Source organism: Rhizobium sp. Root491 (assembly GCF_001427205.1).
GTDB lineage: Bacteria > Pseudomonadota > Alphaproteobacteria > Rhizobiales > Rhizobiaceae > Agrobacterium > Agrobacterium tumefaciens.
Genome location: NZ_LMFF01000001.1, coordinates 234,493 through 252,086, shown reverse-complemented (window position 1 = coordinate 252,086; position 17,594 = coordinate 234,493). Strand labels below are relative to the sequence as shown.

Here is a 17,594-nt window from a genome sequence, read left to right as displayed (position 1 = left end):
TTTTCCACGTTAGGAAATAGACTTGGCCGGTAACAACAACGATGATCTGATTATCTCAATCAGCACCGACCTTGCAACCGTAAAGCGAGCGCTGAACCGGTTGGTTTCGGATGTAGGTGCGGCATCCAGCGGCATTGAGAAACGTTTTGCTGCGACCGGAAAGTCGATCAACAATTCGCTGACCACTTCGATGCAGGATCGCATCAACAGTATGGTGGGCATCGGAACGACTGCGGCTAAGGAGTGGAACGGAGTTCTCGCCGATCAGCAGAAAGAGCTTGATCGCCTCCGCGCCAAATACAGCCCGCTGTTCTCGACAATTTCCAACTACAAGAGCGCCGTCGCCGAGATCCGGCAGGCACATGCTGCCGGCGCCATTTCCGCTAATGAGATGGCCTCGGCAATTCAACGAGAGCGACAGGCCGCCCTTGCGTCTACGGCTGCCATCAAGGGGCGGAATTCTGCTCTGGCTTCGCAGCCGAAAACCAACAGCTTCAATACCGCGAACATCGCTGCCCAATTCCAGGACATCGGTGTCACTGCGGCGATGGGCATGTCGCCTATCCAGATCGGCTTGCAGCAAGGCACGCAGCTCTCCGCGGTCTTGCAGGAGATAAAAAACAGCGGGCAGGGCGTTGGTAGAGGACTGGCCGCTGCGTTCGCATCGGTAATCTCCCCTATTTCTCTGGTGACGATCGGCATCATTGCCGCCGGCACAGCAGCGTTTCAGTACTTCTCGACCGTGATGAGCGAGGGCGATAAGTCTGCTGAGGTCCTAAAAGAACAAGCGGCCCTTATTTCAGCGGTTGCGGAGAGATGGGGCGATGCGGTTCCGGCTTTACGCGAATACGCCGACCAGCTGAAGCGCGCGCAGGATGGTGCCGATCTCCAAGCTGCAACCGGTAACGCTATTGAACGTGTGCTGGCGGATGCAACCAAGGGATATGATGGATTAAAGGCGGCTGCAGTTGAGGCATCTTTGACGATGCAGACTGGCAATCAGGAATCCCGGCAATCATTCGCCGTCCTGATTGGTGATGTCACCGATTTGGAGGGGCAGATCGGTAGCCTGTCCGAGGCATATAAGGCGGGCAAGGACACCTCCAAAGAAATGGCGGATGTCACGCAGACACTTGCCAAAATGCTTGAGAATGACGCTTCGAGTGCCTCTGATACCCTGAGCGGAAGAATTGAGTATCTCTCTCGAATGTTCGTTGCTGCTGCGGACAGCGCGAAAAAACTGCGGGAACAAGCATTGCTGGCCGAAGCGTCGGCTAGGACGGCGCTGTACCCATCGCAAGGTAGCTATCCCCAGACATTTCAGTCCGCCGACGGGACCATCCAGAACGAGAAATACTCCCTCCCGTTCGATGGCCCCACACCAGAACGCCGCCCATCTGATCTGGATACGGACAAAAACCGCGGATTCGGCACGCCAAAGCGGGCGAAAACACCGCAGAAAACGGCTTCTGATAGGTTCGCTGAGGATATTCAATCGATCCGCGACAGAACCGAAGCGCTACGTCAGGAAATGAGCCTTATCGGCCTATCCAATGAGGCTCAGGTAAAGCGGCGCGCGGCTCTGGATCTTGAGCAGACGGCGCTTGCGGACCTTCGTGAAGAGGCGCGGAAGAAAGGCGAAAAGGATCTGGAAAGCATCACGCTTTCTCCAGATAAGATCGCTGCGATTGAGCAGGAATCCGCTGCGTATGCTCGTCAGTCTGAGGCGCTAAGGCAGGCTCAGGAGCAACAGCAAAAACTCAGCGAATGGAACAACGTTGCTAAGGGCGCGACGCGCGGCTTTATCGACGACCTGATTCATGGCGAGAGTGCCGCGGACGCATTTGCTGGCGCGCTAAGCCGCATTGCAGATGTGCTTCTCGACGATGTGCTCGCCAGCTTGTTCAAGGTAAACAGCGCAGCTGGGAACGGCGGAGGATTGCTAAGCAGCATACTTGGCATCTTCGGTGGTGGCTCCCAGTGGGCAGGCATTCAATCCGGGTCGATCACCGGCGGGCTGTTCTCCGACGGAGGCTTCACTGGACCCGGCGGCAAATACCAGCCCGCCGGCATCGTTCATAAAGGCGAGGTCGTCTGGTCGCAAGCCGATGTGGCGCGCGCTGGCGGTGTAGGTGCTGTTGAAGCTCTCCGCAAAGGCTACGCCAATGGTGGACCTGTAGGGATATCTGTTCCGTCCATTCCATCGCTACGGCCAGCCAACGACAACGCAGTGAAGGTCAACTACGCGCCCGTCATCGACGCGCGCGGTGCCGATGCTGCTGCTGTGGCCAGGCTGGAGAGGGTTGTCGCTAAGCAGGGTGCAGAAATGCAAGGCCGCGTCGAAGCGGCTGTGCGGTCTGCTCAGAAACGAAACGTGAAGCTGGGGTAGTATCCGACCTGCAAATTAAAGGCCTCCCTAAGAGATGGGGAGGCCCTGGCAGCCTGCTTTAGGCGGCTTTCTTCGCAGCCGACGTTTTATTAATGGACGTCACAGCAAGATTGGTGAGCTTGTTGTTCGTAGCTTTTTCCTGGTCAAGGATTTCGCTGAGAATCTTGTGCGCTTCATCGTGGCCGAGATCCTTAGCCCATTCGCGCAGCGAACCATATCTGGCGATTTCATAGTGCTCGACAGCTTGGCAGGCGGCCAGAAGGCCAGCGTCTAGCGCGGTACCTTCTGCCTCTTTTATGAGACTGTCGGTTTCCTTGATCAAGCCTTCAATCGCGTCACACTTTTCACCGGAGGCTTTCTTGCCAATGGATTTAAAGACCTGCTCGAGTTTTTTGATCTGGTCTTTTGTCTCCGCGAGATGATCCTCGGCGGCCTTCTTCAATTCGGCGCTTTGGGCGGCCTTCGCTACCTTCGGCAGCGCCTTCGTAATGGCGTTCTCTGCGTAGTAGACGTCCTGCAACGTGTGCTCAAAAATGTCTGCAAGCGATTTCATGGGATTCCCTCCGGTTGTTGATTGCGCCGGGGGAAATGCGCGGTTGCGACCTTTGTTCCTTTGCGGCCACTCAACGGCGGAATCCACAATGACAATCACATACCCGCTCCCAACTTCCTTCTTCGATGAGTTCCCAGGCTGGTCGACCGAGTTCAATCTGCTTTGGCGGCAAGAGCAGTCGCGCACGGCTGGCGGCCGAACGGTCGTCAAGGACATGGGCTCGCCGCTCTGGCAAATGACGGCGCAATCGCGCTCGATGAAGCCGAACGAGCTGGACTACTGGCGTGCGCGGCTCACGAGCTTGGAAAACGGGCTCAAGACGTTCCGCGCATTCCCGAAGTCTCGCTGTTTCCCGGTGGCATATCCGAACGGCAGCTGGCCAACCGGCGGCGCGTTCGGCGGCGTAGGGCAGGTGGCCACGATAGCGAGTAACCGCAAGGCTATCTCGCTCTCGGGCCTGCCTGCTGGCTACAATGTCATGGTCGGCGATTACATCCAGATCGGCGACAAAGACCTGCACATGGTCATGGAGCCGATGACGGCCAGCGCTGGCGGCGTGACGACGCAGTTTGAGGTCCGCCCGCATCTGTGGCCGGGTGTGGTGGCGCCGGTCGCTGCCACGCTCGTTAAGCCTTCCTGCATCATGACCTTGTTGCCGGGAACGGTTTCGACCACCGCCGACAAAGACACTGGACGGGCTGTAGTCAGCTTTCAGGCGATTGAAGCCCGGTAGTCATTGAATTTTCACCCCGAAATGCGCCGCGATCATTTTCGATTCACGCGTGCCCTTGGCAACTTCACGATCAAAGCACTTCGCGTACAGCTCGGTGCCCTTCTTCTCACTGCAAGCGCGCTCGGCATTCCTGTTGACCGCTTTTTTCCAGTCGAACGGCTCTGACTTTACGATGGGACCTTGTTGGCATGCGGTCAGGAGCAATGCCGAGAACGCGACGATTGCGTATTTCATGAAATCTCCGACTCTCGCCTACTAAATAAAATGAACTTGATCCAGCTTAGGAATTTCACGAGGGGATCGGTTGCGCCGAAATAGAAGAATGCGACGAGAAGGGTAGACGCCAGCGAGTTGCCAAACGGACTGCTATAAAATGTCAACCCACGACTTCTTCCCTCTCCGAATGGAAGAAGTAAGCCAACAAGCACCACTGGCATTATCATTGCGTGAACGAATGAAATTCCCCAGTTGAACGTGTGCTTGGGTCTCCTCAACTCCAATACAAGCAAGGCGACCAATCTGCAAATCATCATGGAACTTGCGATGTAGTTGGAAAGTAAGAAGGTATTCCATCCGTTGAGGCTGCCAAAGTGGGCTTCGATTTGGCTAATGTAGTACAAATTGACGGGCCAAATCAGCCAATAGTCGGCGGCAGCAAAATCTACCACCTTCTTGGCGAGAAAAAGGGGAGCAACCAATGCCACGAAATATGCCGCCATAAACGTGGTCAGCGATACCGCCATAAACCGTTTCTCAAACGCCAATACAGACTTTTCAATCACCACTACGCGGCCTCATCGCAGTTGTTGAATTCACAAGCTCAAAGCAATGTCCGGCAGAACGGCGTGACGTCACATATCGATACTCGAGCGCTATCAGGACACCAATCATCCCCCAGCAGTAGCGGGATTATGCTCAACTTTAGGTTTGTGTCTAGGCCGCTTCATGGGCCTCGCTGCCGCTAGATCCCCACGAGAAATCAATGAGAAACATCTCAGCAGAAAACCTCGCTGCGCTTGAGGCGCGGCAACTGGTGGCGCGTGACTTCCTCTGGTTTGTTGCGCGCGATCGAGCAACTGGTGCGCCGGTCACCGATGGCATGTGGTCGGACGTCGGCAACGTGTCGGCGGCTGTGGTCCACCCGGACACAGGCCTGCCTGTCACGCGTGACTGGTATGGCTCCGGGACGCTGGTGCAGATCGATGACATTCCGCTCGTCGCCAACCTGTCGGTGCAGAACGTCAACATCCGCCTGTCTCAGGTTAGCGAGCACGTTCAGACGTTGGTCCGCCTGTACGACTGTAAACAGGCTCGCGTCGAGATCTACCGCGGCTTGTTCGATCCGGATAGCCGCCAGATGGTCGCGCCGGCAGAGTGCCGTTTCGTAGGCTTTGTCGACACAGTCACCATCACGACGCCAAGCGAAAACGAGGAGGGCAGCGTGACGATGGTTTGCGCCAGCCATACTCAGGAAATGACGCGCTCCAATCCGTCGACGCGCAGCCATGCTACGCAGGTTCTGCGGCAGGCCGGTGATGCATTCTACACCGATGCGGACACCTCGTCCGAGTGGGAGTTCTTCTGGGGTTCCGAAAAGGGCAAGGTGGCGACGCAGCCGAAGCGCAAGAAATTTCTTGGGATCTTCTGATGGATGTTCGATTTGCTACTGCTGAGGACCGCGACCGAGTGGTCGCATTGTTGCGCGAAAGCCATGAGGCCGCTGGCTTAACATTTCCGTTTCAGGCGGCTTACGCAGACCAGCTGTTTCAGCAGCACATGCGTTCTCCAATGGCTTGCGTGCTGGTCACAGGCGAGCGCGCGCACGGCGTTCTGATGGCCGTTGCTTTTGATCATCCGTTCGGTGCTGGCCGCATTGCCAAGGAAACGGTCTGGTTCGTATCGCCAGAGGCGCGCGGGCGCGGCTCAATCAAGATGCTTGACGCCTACGAGGCGTGGGCCCGGTCAGTCGGCTGCGTGTCCGTCGGCATGGCATCGTTGGCAACCAATGACGTTTCCAGCCTCTACGAACGGCGTGGCTACAGCGCTGTCGAAACACACTTCATGAAGCCGCTCTAGCGGCTACGCGCGCGGATAGCGCAGCGCATCCCAAGGAAAATCGATGGCTATTTTTTCTGGCATCGCATCTGCGATTGGCGGCGCGATTTCGGCTGTGTCTAGCTTTATTGGCGGCCTCGGTGTTGTAGGCTCTTTCCTGCTGAAAACGGCCGTAGGCGTTGGCGTCAGCCTGCTCGCCCAGTCGCTCGCAGGCAAGCCTAAAGATCCGACATTCTCGATCAACGGCACACTGCAAGGCGGCGGCGATATCTCGCGCTCCTTTATCCTCGGTCGTACTGCGACTGCTGGCTCTCTCGTGTTCGTCAATACGTGGGGGCAGGATGGTGACACACCGAACGCCTATCTGACGCAGGTCATTGCGCTGTCGGACATGCCGATACGTGGCCTTGCTGAAGTCTGGGTCAACGGCGAGCGTGTAACGCTCGGCGGCCTCACCGATCGCGGCTACGCGGTCAACGAATATCCCGACAGCCTGTGGGTCAAGTTCTACGACGGCACGCAGACGACGGCCGACAGCTTCCTGTTTACGTCAGTATCGAACGGTAACAGATGGTGGAACCCTGACCGTATCGGTAGGGGGGTTGCTTACGCGATCGTCACGGCTCGCGTTTCCAAGAACATGTTCTCCGGCGTGCCGTCCTTCAAGTTCGTGCTGGAAGGCATGCGCCTGTACGACCCTTCTCGCGACAGCACTGTCGGCGGTGTCGGTGGCCAGCGCTATGCCGATCCTGCAACGTGGGGCGGCGATGGCGACTTTCTGCCTGCTGTTCAGATCTACAATCTGCTGCGCGGTATCAGCTACAACGGTCAGTGGTTTTACGGCCTGCAGAACATGGCGGCGGCCCGCCTCCCTGCTTTGGCGTGGATTGCGCAGATCGAGAAGCATAGGGCCGGCACGCTGGAATCCACAGGATGGGTCAACACCTACCGGAGCGGTGGGGAAGTCCAAGTCGAGGCTCCGCTGACGTCTGCTGTTGAGGCATTGCTCACGGCCTGCCAAGGCAAGATTTCGGAAGTTGGTGGCGTCTATTACCTGCATTCTGGTGCTCCGGATGCTCCGGTTATCGCATTCACCGACGACGATATCTTGTCGACTGAAGAGCAGGAGTTCACGCCGTTTCTCGGTTTGGCCGACACCATCAACGGCGTTTCAGCCAACTATCCTTCTCCGCAAGATGGCTGGGTATCAAAGACTGCGCCGCCGCTCTATCGGACTGACCTTGAAGCAATCGACGGCAATCGCCGTCTGATGGCCGACGTCGATCTGAACTTCGTTCCGTATGCGGAGCAGGTACAGCGGCTGATGAGGTCGGCGCTCGAAGAGGCTCGACGCTTCCGCAGGCACACGATTGTTCTGCCTCCGCGCTTCTGGGCCTACGCGACGCCGGGGACGGTGTTCTCGTGGACTTCCGAGCGTAACGGCTACATCGCGAAACTGATGCGCCTCGACGGCGTGGCGGATCGCGCCAACCTCGATGTCATGGTCGATATCACTGAGGTTGATCCAGCCGACTACGAGTGGAACACAGGCGCCGACTTCAAGCCCCCTGTTGATGGACAGCTGGGCGTGCGTCATTCGTCCGACGCCGCAGCCAATCGTGGACTGGTTTGCAGAACCGGCCACCATCAAGGACGCGGCTGGTGATGATCGCAGACCGGCGATCCGGCTGACCTGGGACAATACTGATGGGCGCCTCGATGACGTGATTGGCATCGAATACGAGGTCAGATTACAGGCGTCGCTTGAAAAGATCTCGGAGGGTCGCACGGACCAACCGCAGGTCGGCTCAATGCTCATCTCGCAGGGGCTGCTGCCGAATGAGAGCTACGTCGTTCGTGGCCGCTACATTCCCGGTGGCGATAGGCCAGTTTTGTGGTCAGGATTTATCCCGGTCATCACACCGAACGTGCTGCTCTCTGACAAGGATGTGTTCGTCGATATCGATCTCACCGGCATAGGTGAGGCTCTTGGCTGGCTCCGCAACAGCACGCGCACCGCACAGGATGCCATTGACGGCCTCATAGCATCGCAGATGGAAATGGCGACGGTTGCCTACAAGGACACCCGAAATCTCGCCAGAGAGCTTTCTGTCGAGCTAGGCGCGGCCCGAGCTGAATACCGCGAGGATATCCAGCTAGCCGTTAATGAAACGATGGCCGTAGCCGGAAAGGTCGAAACACTTACGGCTGCACTGGGCGGAAATAGTGCTTCAGTCAATATCGCCTNATATCCAGCTAGCCGTTAATGAAACGATGGCCGTAGCCGGAAAGGTCGAAACACTTACGGCTGCACTGGGCGGAAATAGTGCTTCAGTCAATATCGCCTGGGCGGCTTTAGCCACACCGGCAGGCTATGCGGCTCGATACGGCGTGACGGCAGCTGTCAACGACGGCCAATATCGTTCTGCAGCACTATTGTTGGATGTTCCCGCAAACCCGTCCAGCCCAACACGGTTGGTTGGCTTTGCTGACCAATTCGTCATTGCCAGCGGCGATATGTCGGTCATAAAGCAGCCATTCGTTGTTCAGGATGGGGTGCTTTACGCTAACGACATCAGGGTCAACAAGCTGTCGGCATTCACTTCGGTGTTGGGGAACGTCAACATTGAGGAGGCCTATATCGGCAACCTTCAGGTTGGAACGTCGAATATTGCTTCTGGTGCTATTTCAGATGCGTTTGAAGTTTCGCAACATTGAGGAGGCCTATATCGGCAACCTTCAGGTTGGAACGTCGAATATTGCTTCTGGTGCTATTTCAGATGCGTTTGAAGTTTCGCAGTCTGGCAGTACGCCGCAGAGCTTGGTTGTGAACCATGGCACCGGGGCTCCGAGGATATACCTTTTTTATTCCAGCGAACTCGTCACCGCAAATAACCAGATCGGCGCGCAAATTCGCTACGATATAAACAATGATACCGACGGGGGCGTTATCGGTTCTATCGGGTCGGTAAACCCTGGCGTTAACAATGGCGATATCGTGTCAGCTTCATCTTTCCGTATTTTCGTTCCCCCTTCGGGAAGGACGCAAACCACGTTCTGGCGTTAACAATGGCGATATCGTGTCAGCTTCATCTTTCCGTATTTTCGTTCCCCCTTCGGGAAGGACGCAAACCACGTTCAGAATAAGCAGGTTCGCGCCGGTCAATCTTTCGACCTCTGCGCGCCTCATCGCGATGGTTCTTCGGCGCTAAACTCAAGGAAACTACATGACAACCGGCAACACAATGCAGATCGACCCTCTGGTCGCTCTGCAAGAAGCGAACGCGCGCGAAGAATTTTTCAAACAGCGCAATTTGTTCCTTGGTCAATGCCTCGCTGTGCAGAAGGCTGAGAACCAGATCCTTCTCGACAAAATTAACGGCCTTGAAGCCGATCTGCGCGTTGCAAAAGGCGAAGTCGAGACCAACGACGGAGCATCCCAATAATGGCGAACACCACCTGGTACGGCGACGGCACGGCAACCGTCGCAGTCGGCTCGCGCACGGTTACCGGTATCGGGACCGGCTGGTTGACAGAGGTTGCCGGACTGACGCCGATCAAGGTTGGCGACAAGTTCGGCATTCACGTGGGGCGACCGATTGTCATTGAGCAGATCATCAGTGACACGGAACTCTTGCTTGCCGACGATTGGCCCGGTCCTGCCCAGACGGATGCGCCTTATAAAGTCGAACTGACGTCACCAACGATTGCAGCGGTCGAGGCGATGCGTCGACTTCTGGCGTCGTTATCGAATGGCAATCTCGACAGCTTGTCCGAGATCACCGTCGGCACGGATGACATTCCGATTGGTGTCGGTCCGGGCGTGTTTGGGACTATCAATAAGGCGGCCCTTGTGCAGGGCGTCGAGTATGATGCTTGGGTGGCGAACCTCGCGGGCAGGGCTGTATACAATGGTGCCGCCAAAGACTTCGCCGTGCTGGTCATCGATATCGGTGATGGCCGGTCAGCAATCTACTTCAAGAACTCGGCAACGTCGGGCGACTGGAGTGCGCCATCGTATGTAACTGGTCCCGTTGGTCCTGCCGGTGTCAACCAGCGCGGTAACTACAGCGCGGGCACGGCCTACGCGATCCGTGATATCGTTCAGTACGGTGGCTCGACGTGGATTGCCAAGGTCGCGACGACCGGCAATGCACCGCCCACGCTTCCTACGACCGAGAACACGCAGTGGCTGTTGTTCGCGCGGTCTGGAACTGCCGGCGTCGTGGATCGTGGTGCCTATAGCGGCGCGACGGCCTATTCTGCCAACGACATCGTTCTCAATAACGGATCGACGTGGCTTGCGCTTCAGTCGACGACGGGCAATGCGCCTCCGACGTTGCCGACCGAAAGTGATGCCTACTGGCGCCTGCTGGCTCGGAAGGGGACGGATGGCTCTGGTACGGGTGATGTTGTTGGGCCTTCCGGCGGTGTTGCAATCAATGACTTGGCGGTCTTTGCTGACACTACCGGCAAACTTCTCAAGAAGTCCCCGAACAACGTTATCGGCAACGCACTTTTGTCACAGCTCACTGCGCCTGCAATTAAAGGGCGGCTAACGGCGGGAACTGGCAATGTGGAGGATTTGACTCCGGCGCAGGCACGTCAGGTTTTGGGTGGGTGGGAATTCATAGGAGAATTCTCCGGCACGTCCGTAAGCGCGATCAACATAATTGGATTGGCTGCCTACAGAAGTTTGAGACTTGAAATGTCGTTTGTCGCAAATGGAAATACTAGTTCTGGAATAAGAGCATCTGCTGATAACGGTTCATCTTTCTTTGCTGACTCGGATGAGTGGCGGTATACTCTACTTCAAGGAACTGGGTTTGGAAGCGTAAGTTATGACGACAACATAGCAAATTTCGCACCTGTAACTGGAGATCACAGCGGCGCAACCGGATTGTCTACGGTTTCAAGCGTGGTTATCCATGAGTTTAACACGACAAGAAACACTGTAGCACTTGGAACCGTCTTTATTAATCAACCTTCATCAAGGGTGATTAGAACAGTATCAGCCGCAAACAAAAGAAATACGGCCTACAACGCTATTCAATTTTTAACACCGGGCGCAACGCTACAGACGGCAAGGATTTTCTTGGAGGGGATAAGAGGATGAATATTGCGATATTCAACGCCGCAACAGGCGAAGCAATTGAACGTCCTCTCACGCCAGAAGAGATCGCCGAGCTAGAAGCCATACCTGCATCGCCACACTCTACCTCCGACTATGAAAACGCCATCCAGAATCTCGTTGATGACACGGCCCGGGAGCGACAGTTCCGCGATGGTGTGACGTTGGCATCCTACACGGCGTCCACCAAACCGAAGTGGGCGGCAGAAGCTCAGGCCTTCGTTGCGTGGCGCGACAACGTTTGGTCCTATGCTTACGGGGAACTTGCGAAAGTGCAGGCAGGCCAAAGACCTCAGCCGACCGTCGAGCAGTTTCTGACTGAAATTGCGCCCATCGCTTGGCCGGTAGCACCTTGAAAATCGATCGTCGCCATAGCTAATATGTCGGTTATCCAACCCTGTCGGCGGCACAAAGATGAACATGGGTCATTTGGCGCTTTTGTATCTCGGTATTGCCGTTCTGGCTGTTGGCTGCGCTACATTTGTTGGCGGTTTGGTCTATCTCATCTGGCTGATTTTCAGCGAGCCCGCCATCATCAGGAATGAGATCGGTGCGCGTGCCTTAATGTACGTCTACGACAACCTTCCGCTTCGACGGTAGCGTACCTGGCGATCAGGAGCGGGATGCTAAAAGAGGCTCGCACGGTGGCTGGGGGGTGTTGAGCGCGAGCCTCAGTGCTGTGAACAAGATACACTGCACAGCGGCATACAATGCGCGACATTTGAAATCGTTCCATGAGGTGGAGGCCAGTCGCTCCTTGTAAGCGCCAGGCCTCCACGCCGTGGCGATTGGGATGCCACGGCGGCGCCGTGTCGTTGGGGCCCCGTGAGCCGTCAACAGAAACCTTTGGGAGAGGCCCGCCGCTCCGCCAAGCAGCGGACCCCAATGTCGCGGCCTGTTTCAGGGGACGCGCGACGGCGGCGTTTTTAAAACCGTCGCCACATGCCTGCAATCTCAGAAGTTACCCGTCATTCAGAGAAGCCTGCATTCTCAGGGGATCGCGATGATCAACTTTACGCGACCGATAAAAATAGAGGCCCGCAGGGCCGGGGGGCGGCTGCGGGCCTCTGTCAGGTCGCTGGGCGGAGCGACCACGCGCAAGGTGGCCTCGGCCGCATGAACCGAAGATGAACGACTCGCCTCTGCTTTGGGGCGAGAAACAACCCGTAAAAATCAGGATTCCCAATGCCAATCACAAAAATCTCCACGCAGGGGAGGGCCTTCGTGCGCCTGCACGAGGGCAATCCACTTACCTGTTACCTCGACCCCGTCGGCATTCCGACGATCGGTACGGGCTTCACGATGGGCAGCGATTCAGTTCGCCGCGAACTGGCCAAGATCGGCATCACGAAGCTGGTGCCTGGTAAGACCAAGATCACCGCAGCGCAGAGCGATGTTATCCTCGACGCTGTTCTTGCTGCCGAGTACGTGCCCGCCGTAGTTGCCGGTTCGCCGAATGACCGCAAACAGCATGAGCTGGACGCTGCTGCATCCGTGACGTTCAATCTCGGCGTTGGCGCTATGAATTGGACGTGGGCTGACCTCTGGCGCAAAGGCCAGATCCAGAAGGCCGCAGCTCATCTCGCAAGCAACTACAACACTGCGAAAGGCAAGAAACTGCTTGGCCTCGTGCGCCGTCGCAAGGAAGAGGCGCTTTTATTCGAGAAGGGCATCTATACCGGCGTTGGCGTGACGAAAGAAGTGACGGCGGAACCGCCGGTGCTACCGGATCCAGTTGTGAAGGAAGCGCAGGAGCTGCTCACGACTGCTGGCCTCAATCCCGGCGCTATCGACGGTTGGATGGGCGAAAAGACCAAGGCTGCCGTAATCGCTTATCAGAAGGCACACCCGCACCTTATCGCTGACGGCATCATCGGTCCTGCCACCATCGCACAGCTTCGTCGCGACGCAGGCGCGGCCAAGGACGTGGTTACAAAAGGCGCAAGCTCTGCGGCCGGTTCTGGACTGCTTGCCTTCACTGCGGGCCTTCCATGGGGCTGGATCGCCGCAGGCGTGCTTGTGGTGGTTGTCGGCTACGTGGCCTACCGCAACCGCGATTTGATCGCACGCCGGTGGAATAGCTGGCACGGCAAGGAGGTGGTGGTTTGATGATCATCGCCAAGCTTAAAGGCTACCTAGCCGCAATCGGCACGGCGCTCGCGATCCTTGCGGGCGTCTTTTTGTATGGCCAGCGGGCAGGGCGGACCGCGGCGAAGGACGAGCAGGCTGCGGCGAATGCCAAGGCCATCAAGAAGGCCGGGGATGTCGAGCATGAAATCAAAAATCTTGGCGACGATGATGTTGATCGTCGTCTTACTCAGTGGATGCGCGACAAGCGGTAATTACTGCGACATCGCGCGACCGGTGAGGCCCTCCTTCGAGGATAGCCTCACGCCGGAAACAAAACGGCAAATCCTCATCGAGAACGAGAAGCTGCAGAAGCTCTGCGGGGTGAAGCCATGACCGGCCCTGAAATTATGGCTGTCGGCGGGTTCTTCGTGCTGCTGTTCGGTTTCCTCTTCGGCCTCTGGAAGTACGTCGACGCGAAGATCAGTGCCGCAAAGATGGAGGCGTCTGGCGCTGCATCGGCGGCTTCGGCAATGGCGTCCCTTGCGAGGGAAGAGCTCGCGGCTCACCGCCTGCATGTGGCGGAAACCTACGTCTCAAAGTCCGGCCTTCGCGAACAGACTGAGCAGATTATGGGCGCTATCGGCGCCGTGAAGGATGCCGTCGACAAGATGACGTTACGCGTGGATCGCATCGTCGAAAATCAATCAAAGCCGCGCGCGACGCGGGCTTCCTAATTTAGCCCGCTTGCCGAGAGGTAGGCGGGTTTTTGTTTAGCGTACGATTTGCTTTGATGATCCTCAACTTATTCATTGGAAGATAAAAATTCCAGAGAGCCGCTACAACGGTTTTTTCAACGTGTTTCATCGTAAATATTTAATTGCTCAAGTATCTCTTTAAGCGGCACGTATCGGCGGGCTCCGAAAATGGGGACGCCATACGAAATGCCTGGGTAAGATTCACGATACGGGCCTTCGGCCCTGCTACTGCTTCTTAGCCTCGTCCTGTTTCATTCGCTCGAGTTCTTCCGGACCAAATGCTGCCTCAAGCACCACATCTGCCTCGAACAAAAAGCTCTCCCAGATAGGCCGGCCTTCAAGCTTCGTGTCTTCCGGCACGTCGTTGAAGCGCGCTAGAGCGCGGGCGGCGCGTTCTCGGGGAGGATGTGGGGGCTTCATAAGAAGATCACTCTCTAATCAATGCAAAGCTTATCGCTCGCGGTTTCTTCAACTCGTCCGTCTCAGCTCCCCTAAGCTCGTTGGTCGCTTCGACAACAGCATTCGTATACCTTCTGCTGCATCAAGCAGTACGTGCACCTTCTCATCTTCGGAGAGCCGGCCAGTCTCCATAGATGCGGTGCGGAGATAGCTCATCAAATCACGATTGATCGGTTCGCCCGGTACTTCCTCATGAAGTCGTTGGACCATATTAATCGTTCTATTCAGCAGCGTTCTCACTTGATGTGGAGTGAGGCGAGATACTTCGGACGCCGCTTGCTCCAACTCTGAAATAAGCCCCCTAGGCATACGTTCATCCCTCCCGCTTGGTCTATATTCTCTCCTCTTCAAATGAGAACACGCGATAAGCGAAGAGTCTATGTGTGAAATCTATATGGTCGAGTGTGAGGACGCGCCGAATTTACTTAAAGCGCATAACAGATTTAAGGGGGATGCTCGCGATCAAATGGCCGTCGCCGCGAATAACTTCAAATGAGCTGCCATCTACGACTTCGTCCTTGAGGATTTTTTCTGAGAGCATTTCTCTCGCGGCTTGCACGGCCTCGTGTCTTGCCTGCTCATCAGTAGAAAGAATTGCTCCCTCCATATCCACGGAAAGCCCTTCAGCGTCTCGGACGTGGAAAAAGTAACGCGGCATAGCGAAATTCCCGGCATGCGTTCAAAGAATGTCGATATCAACGATCAGTCACTTGACATTGTTCCGCAGCTTCATGCCCCGTGCAGATGCAGAACGCTCGGCGTTATTCGAGCTCACCTAAAAAGAAACCCTCCGGCGGGGAGGGTTCTAATCGTGCCAACTAAAGGGCACTAGGAGCAATGGGCGGAGGGGGAAATGGTCCGTCCGGCCTTAAAAACTCGCGACGAGAAAATCGGTTCCGAAAAAATTAGTTATTCCACCACACGCAGCACCGGCGGCGCACCTTCAGCTCTGAACGTCTTTAGATTTACCTGCGTCATTGGGCCACGAGATGTATGCATCGTCAGGGTGCTGATATCGACGTCGAGGCCGGTCTTGTGAACTTCTTTGATGGCATCGTTTAACTGGCGAAGGGCCATTGCCAACCGTTGTTCCGCGTTCTTCTGGCGGGAAATGCGGGTTATCATTATAGTGGCTCCTTATGCGGATAATGCGCCCAGCAATGCCAGGTAGATTTCTCGGCCTTCGATCGAGAATATCCGAAGCCGCCCCATTTCTTGCAGCCAGGATGCTCGCAATAGTGATTCTCGTGAATGCCGTCGCTGTTCTTGGATTGGTCGCTCATATGATGGTGTTTCCAGTGATGTCTATGGGCCCGTTAGACGTTTCAATCAACGGCCAGCGAACTTTCTTTTTCCATTTGTCCAACGCATCCTCAGCGGAGGAACAAAAGACCCATTCGATGAATGCGTCTGAAATGTTAGGGTGGTCGTATAGGATGGCAGCGATCCCCTTGCGCTGGCTGAACAAGATTTCCGTCTTTGCGCCTGTCGGTATGTCGTCATCGTCAGCGAATAGTTCCGTGGCAACGTAACCGGTGAAGGCTGTGAGATCAGAATCACGGTCGACTTCATCGAGGATGCGCGGATCAAGGTCGTCGTGGTCGGCTTTCGTTGCGCCCACGAAGTCGCCTTCATTCAGCGGGAATTTTGCGTATACGCCATGTTTTTCAAGCAGGTATGGACGAATGCGCATGTTTGCCTCCTATCCAAATAGATCCTGTTGCGGCCTTTCTTCCTCAACTGGCAGCAGCACGAGGCCGTCGTCAGGCAATGGTCGCTGAAGCGCTTTCGCTTCTTCCCATGGCGCTGTCAGCCATGTCTCAATTTCATCTTTGTTTGTCAGAATTACCGGCATGGCCTTCGGGTGGATGGGCTTGACGACGCTGTTCGGGTCGGTCGTCAGGAACGCAAAAAGCTGGTGTTCTCCACCGCGCGGGTTCTTCATCGATCCCCGAACACCGTTCCACTCGGTCCATATGCCGGCGAAGAACGCCAGCGGTGCCGCTTCGTTGATCGCAAACCAGCGTTTCGTCTTGCGTGGTGTGGTGTCCTCCCATTCGCAGAACATTGTCCACGGCACCACGCATCTGTTCTCAGGCCGAAGCCAGCGCCGCCAGTGAGGCGACGTCACATTACGGATGTTTGTGACACCCGTATCCGGCTTCCCCTGCGTGACGAACTGCGGCGAGGGCATCCCCCAAGTCAGGCCGGCGAGTTCCCGGCCATTGTCGCCGTTTCGCACTACTGGCGCCGATCGGTCCGGGTAGATCTCTATGTCAGGCTCGAGGTTAAGCCGCTCCTGCATGGTGCCCACGATGTCGCGGATCGATTCCTGATTGGTCTTCACACGGTATAGATTACACATGCTCACCTCGGCATCTTGGCTATGGTGATTTTGACGTCACCCTTGGTGTTGCACCTTTTGCACTTTAGCCGCTTGGCAATATCGTCGACGGTGGTATCGGTTTTAGCCACGCGGTTCAGTTGCCAATGCTGGATATTCGAAACGTGACCGCAGTAGTTGCACCTGGCAACGACAATCTCCCAGTTCCGTATTTCCTTGACCTTAACGGCCGTCGGCGGCGCTTGTTTCAATGTTTCGATGAGGCTGCGTGCGCGGGCGTGGTATCTAAGTCTGCATCGATCTGAAAAACCGTCGACGGGCCGGGGGCATTTGATTATGTCCTTGGCTATCTTGTTTAGCAGAGATGGCATTGAATGGTCGCCATATTCGATCATAAGCTCTCCCGAGCAGATGAACTTCAGGAGCTCGCAATCCTCGCACAACACGCCCACCGGCTCGCCGCCGTATTCGGACAGCACATAAGCTCCTTTACCTGGCATCTCGATCAGCGTCCGGCTTCCATCCTCTCGTAAATCCTGTGCCCATCGCAGCCGTCGCCAGAGCGAGTTGCATCCTCAGATGCAGAATGTCCTCCATGAGCGTCTCAATGGCGGCTCGGCTATCTCCATCGTGCCATGCAATGATGTGGTCCACCGGATCTGCTTCGGGTTCTCGTCTTTCTGGGCGCACGTTCTCATTCTCCTTCTTCAGAGCCGCAAAAACTTCCCTTGTCATGAAAAAGGCGCGCGCCCCCGCGCCGGTAAATCAGTCTGGCATCAAGTCCGAAATCTGCCCATGCGACACCAGGAGACGCGGGTTGCCCATAGACCCGCTTTCCTCGTCTACGGTGACAGCGTAGGCCGCCACGCCGATGTGGCGCGATGCCATTGCGCCTGCCATTTTTTCCGCGGATGCGGCGTTAGAGGCGGGTCGCATTTCGCCAGGCACAATGCCTGCGCGGCCTTTCTTGAACTGCACTACGATGATTTTTTCTTCATCGGCCATCTCGCGTACTCCTCGTTTGTTCTACAAATGTTCTCATTTTAGAGAGGAGTCAAGTACGTTCATCTACTGGGTCGACGTAGTCGGTCGCTCGAACCTAGCG

At 56.2% G+C, this 17,594-nt stretch carries 25 protein-coding genes; 14 read left to right on the top strand and 11 right to left on the bottom strand.

What is annotated here, in order from left to right; translation table 11 throughout:
* The first annotated feature begins 22 nt into the window (after nucleotides 1-22).
* On the top strand, nucleotides 23-2,389 hold the full coding sequence (locus ASD46_RS01245; protein ID WP_060641803.1) for a phage tail length tape measure family protein: 2,367 nt from the start codon (nucleotides 23-25) through the stop codon (nucleotides 2,387-2,389).
* A 58-nt stretch (nucleotides 2,390-2,447) separates the two neighbouring features.
* Here the strand turns inward: ASD46_RS01245 and ASD46_RS01240 are convergent, their stop codons facing one another.
* Nucleotides 2,448-2,942, bottom strand: coding sequence for a ferritin-like domain-containing protein (locus tag ASD46_RS01240; RefSeq protein WP_060641802.1), 495 nt, complete (start codon nucleotides 2,940-2,942; stop codon nucleotides 2,448-2,450).
* An 88-nt stretch (nucleotides 2,943-3,030) separates the two neighbouring features.
* On the opposite strand from ASD46_RS01240, the gene ASD46_RS01235 reads away from it, so the two are divergent.
* Entirely contained in the window at nucleotides 3,031-3,675 is a 645-nt protein-coding gene (locus ASD46_RS01235) for a hypothetical protein (protein WP_060641801.1), read from the top strand.
* Here ASD46_RS01235 and ASD46_RS01230 read toward each other — a convergent pair whose 3' ends face one another.
* Nucleotides 3,676-3,909, bottom strand: a complete 234-nt coding sequence (locus ASD46_RS01230; RefSeq protein ID WP_060641800.1) for a hypothetical protein — start codon at nucleotides 3,907-3,909, stop codon at nucleotides 3,676-3,678.
* On the bottom strand, nucleotides 3,906-4,460 hold the full coding sequence (locus ASD46_RS01225; RefSeq protein ID WP_060641799.1) for a hypothetical protein: 555 nt from the start codon (nucleotides 4,458-4,460) through the stop codon (nucleotides 3,906-3,908). Before ASD46_RS01225 ends, ASD46_RS01230 begins: the two co-directional genes overlap by 4 nt.
* Before the next feature lie 197 nt (nucleotides 4,461-4,657).
* On the opposite strand from ASD46_RS01225, the gene ASD46_RS01220 reads away from it, so the two are divergent.
* The 12 genes from ASD46_RS01220 (at nucleotide 4,658) to ASD46_RS01175 (ending at nucleotide 13,665) form a co-directional block, all read left to right on the top strand.
* A complete protein-coding gene (locus ASD46_RS01220) occupies nucleotides 4,658-5,323 on the top strand; it encodes a hypothetical protein (protein ID WP_060641798.1) in 666 nt (221 codons plus the stop codon).
* Nucleotides 5,323-5,751 (top strand): GNAT family N-acetyltransferase, encoded by a 429-nt coding sequence (locus ASD46_RS01215; RefSeq protein WP_060641797.1) that lies wholly within the window; start codon nucleotides 5,323-5,325, stop codon nucleotides 5,749-5,751. The genes ASD46_RS01220 and ASD46_RS01215 overlap by 1 nt, the downstream gene beginning before the upstream one ends.
* A gap of 43 nt (nucleotides 5,752-5,794) precedes the next feature.
* A complete protein-coding gene (locus tag ASD46_RS27645; RefSeq protein ID WP_323455091.1) occupies nucleotides 5,795-7,396 on the top strand; it encodes a phage tail protein in 1,602 nt (533 codons plus the stop codon).
* A gap of 608 nt (nucleotides 7,397-8,004) precedes the next feature.
* Entirely contained in the window at nucleotides 8,005-8,448 is a 444-nt protein-coding gene (locus tag ASD46_RS27640) for a phage tail tip fiber protein (RefSeq protein WP_323455095.1), read from the top strand.
* Nucleotides 8,423-8,797, top strand: coding sequence for a hypothetical protein (locus tag ASD46_RS27635; protein ID WP_323455090.1), 375 nt, complete (start codon nucleotides 8,423-8,425; stop codon nucleotides 8,795-8,797). The genes ASD46_RS27640 and ASD46_RS27635 overlap by 26 nt, the downstream gene beginning before the upstream one ends.
* Nucleotides 8,798-8,957: 160 nt before the next feature.
* The gene (locus ASD46_RS01205) at nucleotides 8,958-9,176 is read left to right on the top strand and encodes a hypothetical protein (RefSeq protein ID WP_060641796.1); all 219 of its coding nucleotides are present in this window, start codon (nucleotides 8,958-8,960) and stop codon (nucleotides 9,174-9,176) included.
* Nucleotides 9,176-10,846 (top strand): fusion protein, encoded by a 1,671-nt coding sequence (locus ASD46_RS01200; protein ID WP_060641795.1) that lies wholly within the window; start codon nucleotides 9,176-9,178, stop codon nucleotides 10,844-10,846. Before ASD46_RS01205 ends, ASD46_RS01200 begins: the two co-directional genes overlap by 1 nt.
* Nucleotides 10,843-11,217 carry a hypothetical protein gene (locus tag ASD46_RS01195; RefSeq protein WP_060641794.1) on the top strand — a complete coding sequence of 125 codons (375 nt, stop codon included), beginning with the start codon at nucleotides 10,843-10,845 and terminating at the stop codon, nucleotides 11,215-11,217. Before ASD46_RS01200 ends, ASD46_RS01195 begins: the two co-directional genes overlap by 4 nt.
* 58 nt (nucleotides 11,218-11,275) lie before the next feature.
* Nucleotides 11,276-11,461, top strand: coding sequence for a hypothetical protein (locus tag ASD46_RS01190; protein ID WP_060641793.1), 186 nt, complete (start codon nucleotides 11,276-11,278; stop codon nucleotides 11,459-11,461).
* A gap of 585 nt (nucleotides 11,462-12,046) precedes the next feature.
* Entirely contained in the window at nucleotides 12,047-12,970 is a 924-nt protein-coding gene (locus ASD46_RS01185) for a glycoside hydrolase family protein (RefSeq protein WP_060641792.1), read from the top strand.
* Nucleotides 12,970-13,203 (top strand): hypothetical protein, encoded by a 234-nt coding sequence (locus ASD46_RS01180; RefSeq protein ID WP_019567289.1) that lies wholly within the window; start codon nucleotides 12,970-12,972, stop codon nucleotides 13,201-13,203. The genes ASD46_RS01185 and ASD46_RS01180 overlap by 1 nt, the downstream gene beginning before the upstream one ends.
* A 117-nt stretch (nucleotides 13,204-13,320) precedes the next feature.
* On the top strand, nucleotides 13,321-13,665 hold the full coding sequence (locus ASD46_RS01175) for a hypothetical protein (protein ID WP_013636120.1): 345 nt from the start codon (nucleotides 13,321-13,323) through the stop codon (nucleotides 13,663-13,665).
* Nucleotides 13,666-13,911: 246 nt separating this feature from the next.
* Here the strand turns inward: ASD46_RS01175 and ASD46_RS01170 are convergent, their stop codons facing one another.
* The 8 genes from ASD46_RS01170 to ASD46_RS01135 all read right to left on the bottom strand — a co-directional run bounded on the left by ASD46_RS01170 (nucleotide 13,912) and on the right by ASD46_RS01135 (nucleotide 17,494).
* A complete protein-coding gene (locus tag ASD46_RS01170; RefSeq protein ID WP_060641791.1) occupies nucleotides 13,912-14,106 on the bottom strand; it encodes a hypothetical protein in 195 nt (64 codons plus the stop codon).
* A 460-nt stretch (nucleotides 14,107-14,566) separates the two neighbouring features.
* Entirely contained in the window at nucleotides 14,567-14,803 is a 237-nt protein-coding gene (locus tag ASD46_RS01165; RefSeq protein ID WP_060641790.1) for a DUF6894 family protein, read from the bottom strand.
* Nucleotides 14,804-15,054: 251 nt separating this feature from the next.
* Nucleotides 15,055-15,270, bottom strand: coding sequence for a hypothetical protein (locus tag ASD46_RS01160; protein WP_013636118.1), 216 nt, complete (start codon nucleotides 15,268-15,270; stop codon nucleotides 15,055-15,057).
* 154 nt (nucleotides 15,271-15,424) lie between these two features.
* Nucleotides 15,425-15,838, bottom strand: coding sequence for a hypothetical protein (locus tag ASD46_RS01155; protein ID WP_060641789.1), 414 nt, complete (start codon nucleotides 15,836-15,838; stop codon nucleotides 15,425-15,427).
* 9 nt (nucleotides 15,839-15,847) lie between these two features.
* Entirely contained in the window at nucleotides 15,848-16,510 is a 663-nt protein-coding gene (locus tag ASD46_RS01150; protein WP_060641788.1) for an SOS response-associated peptidase, read from the bottom strand.
* A gap of 2 nt (nucleotides 16,511-16,512) precedes the next feature.
* Nucleotides 16,513-16,968, bottom strand: a complete 456-nt coding sequence (locus ASD46_RS01145) for a hypothetical protein (RefSeq protein ID WP_323455089.1) — start codon at nucleotides 16,966-16,968, stop codon at nucleotides 16,513-16,515.
* Between the two features lie 10 nt (nucleotides 16,969-16,978).
* On the bottom strand, nucleotides 16,979-17,179 hold the full coding sequence (locus tag ASD46_RS27630; protein WP_026331080.1) for a hypothetical protein: 201 nt from the start codon (nucleotides 17,177-17,179) through the stop codon (nucleotides 16,979-16,981).
* Between the two features lie 75 nt (nucleotides 17,180-17,254).
* The gene (locus tag ASD46_RS01135) at nucleotides 17,255-17,494 is read right to left on the bottom strand and encodes a hypothetical protein (protein WP_060641786.1); all 240 of its coding nucleotides are present in this window, start codon (nucleotides 17,492-17,494) and stop codon (nucleotides 17,255-17,257) included.
* Between the last annotated feature and the right edge of the window lie 100 nt (nucleotides 17,495-17,594).

Bases quoted from the DNA above. Each gene is read 5' to 3' on its own strand.
- ASD46_RS01190 (WP_060641793.1), top strand. From the start codon at position 11,276: ATGAACATGGGTCATTTGGCGCTTTTGTATCTCGGTATTGCCGTTCTG.
- ASD46_RS27640 (WP_323455095.1), top strand. From the start codon at position 8,005: ATGGCCGTAGCCGGAAAGGTCGAAACACTTACGGCTGCACTGGGCGGA.
- ASD46_RS01230 (WP_060641800.1), bottom strand. From the start codon at position 3,909: ATGAAATACGCAATCGTCGCGTTCTCGGCATTGCTCCTGACCGCATGC.
- ASD46_RS01175 (WP_013636120.1), top strand. From the start codon at position 13,321: ATGACCGGCCCTGAAATTATGGCTGTCGGCGGGTTCTTCGTGCTGCTG.
- ASD46_RS01215 (WP_060641797.1), top strand. From the start codon at position 5,323: ATGGATGTTCGATTTGCTACTGCTGAGGACCGCGACCGAGTGGTCGCA.
- ASD46_RS01170 (WP_060641791.1), bottom strand. From the start codon at position 14,106: ATGAAGCCCCCACATCCTCCCCGAGAACGCGCCGCCCGCGCTCTAGCG.
- ASD46_RS27645 (WP_323455091.1), top strand. From the start codon at position 5,795: ATGGCTATTTTTTCTGGCATCGCATCTGCGATTGGCGGCGCGATTTCG.
- ASD46_RS01220 (WP_060641798.1), top strand. From the start codon at position 4,658: ATGAGAAACATCTCAGCAGAAAACCTCGCTGCGCTTGAGGCGCGGCAA.
- ASD46_RS01185 (WP_060641792.1), top strand. From the start codon at position 12,047: ATGCCAATCACAAAAATCTCCACGCAGGGGAGGGCCTTCGTGCGCCTG.
- ASD46_RS01155 (WP_060641789.1), bottom strand. From the start codon at position 15,838: ATGCGCATTCGTCCATACCTGCTTGAAAAACATGGCGTATACGCAAAA.
- ASD46_RS01160 (WP_013636118.1), bottom strand. From the start codon at position 15,270: ATGATAACCCGCATTTCCCGCCAGAAGAACGCGGAACAACGGTTGGCA.
- ASD46_RS01135 (WP_060641786.1), bottom strand. From the start codon at position 17,494: ATGGCCGATGAAGAAAAAATCATCGTAGTGCAGTTCAAGAAAGGCCGC.
- ASD46_RS01200 (WP_060641795.1), top strand. From the start codon at position 9,176: ATGGCGAACACCACCTGGTACGGCGACGGCACGGCAACCGTCGCAGTC.
- ASD46_RS01180 (WP_019567289.1), top strand. From the start codon at position 12,970: ATGATCATCGCCAAGCTTAAAGGCTACCTAGCCGCAATCGGCACGGCG.
- ASD46_RS01205 (WP_060641796.1), top strand. From the start codon at position 8,958: ATGACAACCGGCAACACAATGCAGATCGACCCTCTGGTCGCTCTGCAA.
- ASD46_RS27635 (WP_323455090.1), top strand. From the start codon at position 8,423: ATGCGTTTGAAGTTTCGCAACATTGAGGAGGCCTATATCGGCAACCTT.
- ASD46_RS01165 (WP_060641790.1), bottom strand. From the start codon at position 14,803: ATGCCGCGTTACTTTTTCCACGTCCGAGACGCTGAAGGGCTTTCCGTG.
- ASD46_RS01150 (WP_060641788.1), bottom strand. From the start codon at position 16,510: ATGTGTAATCTATACCGTGTGAAGACCAATCAGGAATCGATCCGCGAC.
- ASD46_RS01240 (WP_060641802.1), bottom strand. From the start codon at position 2,942: ATGAAATCGCTTGCAGACATTTTTGAGCACACGTTGCAGGACGTCTAC.
- ASD46_RS01235 (WP_060641801.1), top strand. From the start codon at position 3,031: ATGACAATCACATACCCGCTCCCAACTTCCTTCTTCGATGAGTTCCCA.
- ASD46_RS01195 (WP_060641794.1), top strand. From the start codon at position 10,843: ATGAATATTGCGATATTCAACGCCGCAACAGGCGAAGCAATTGAACGT.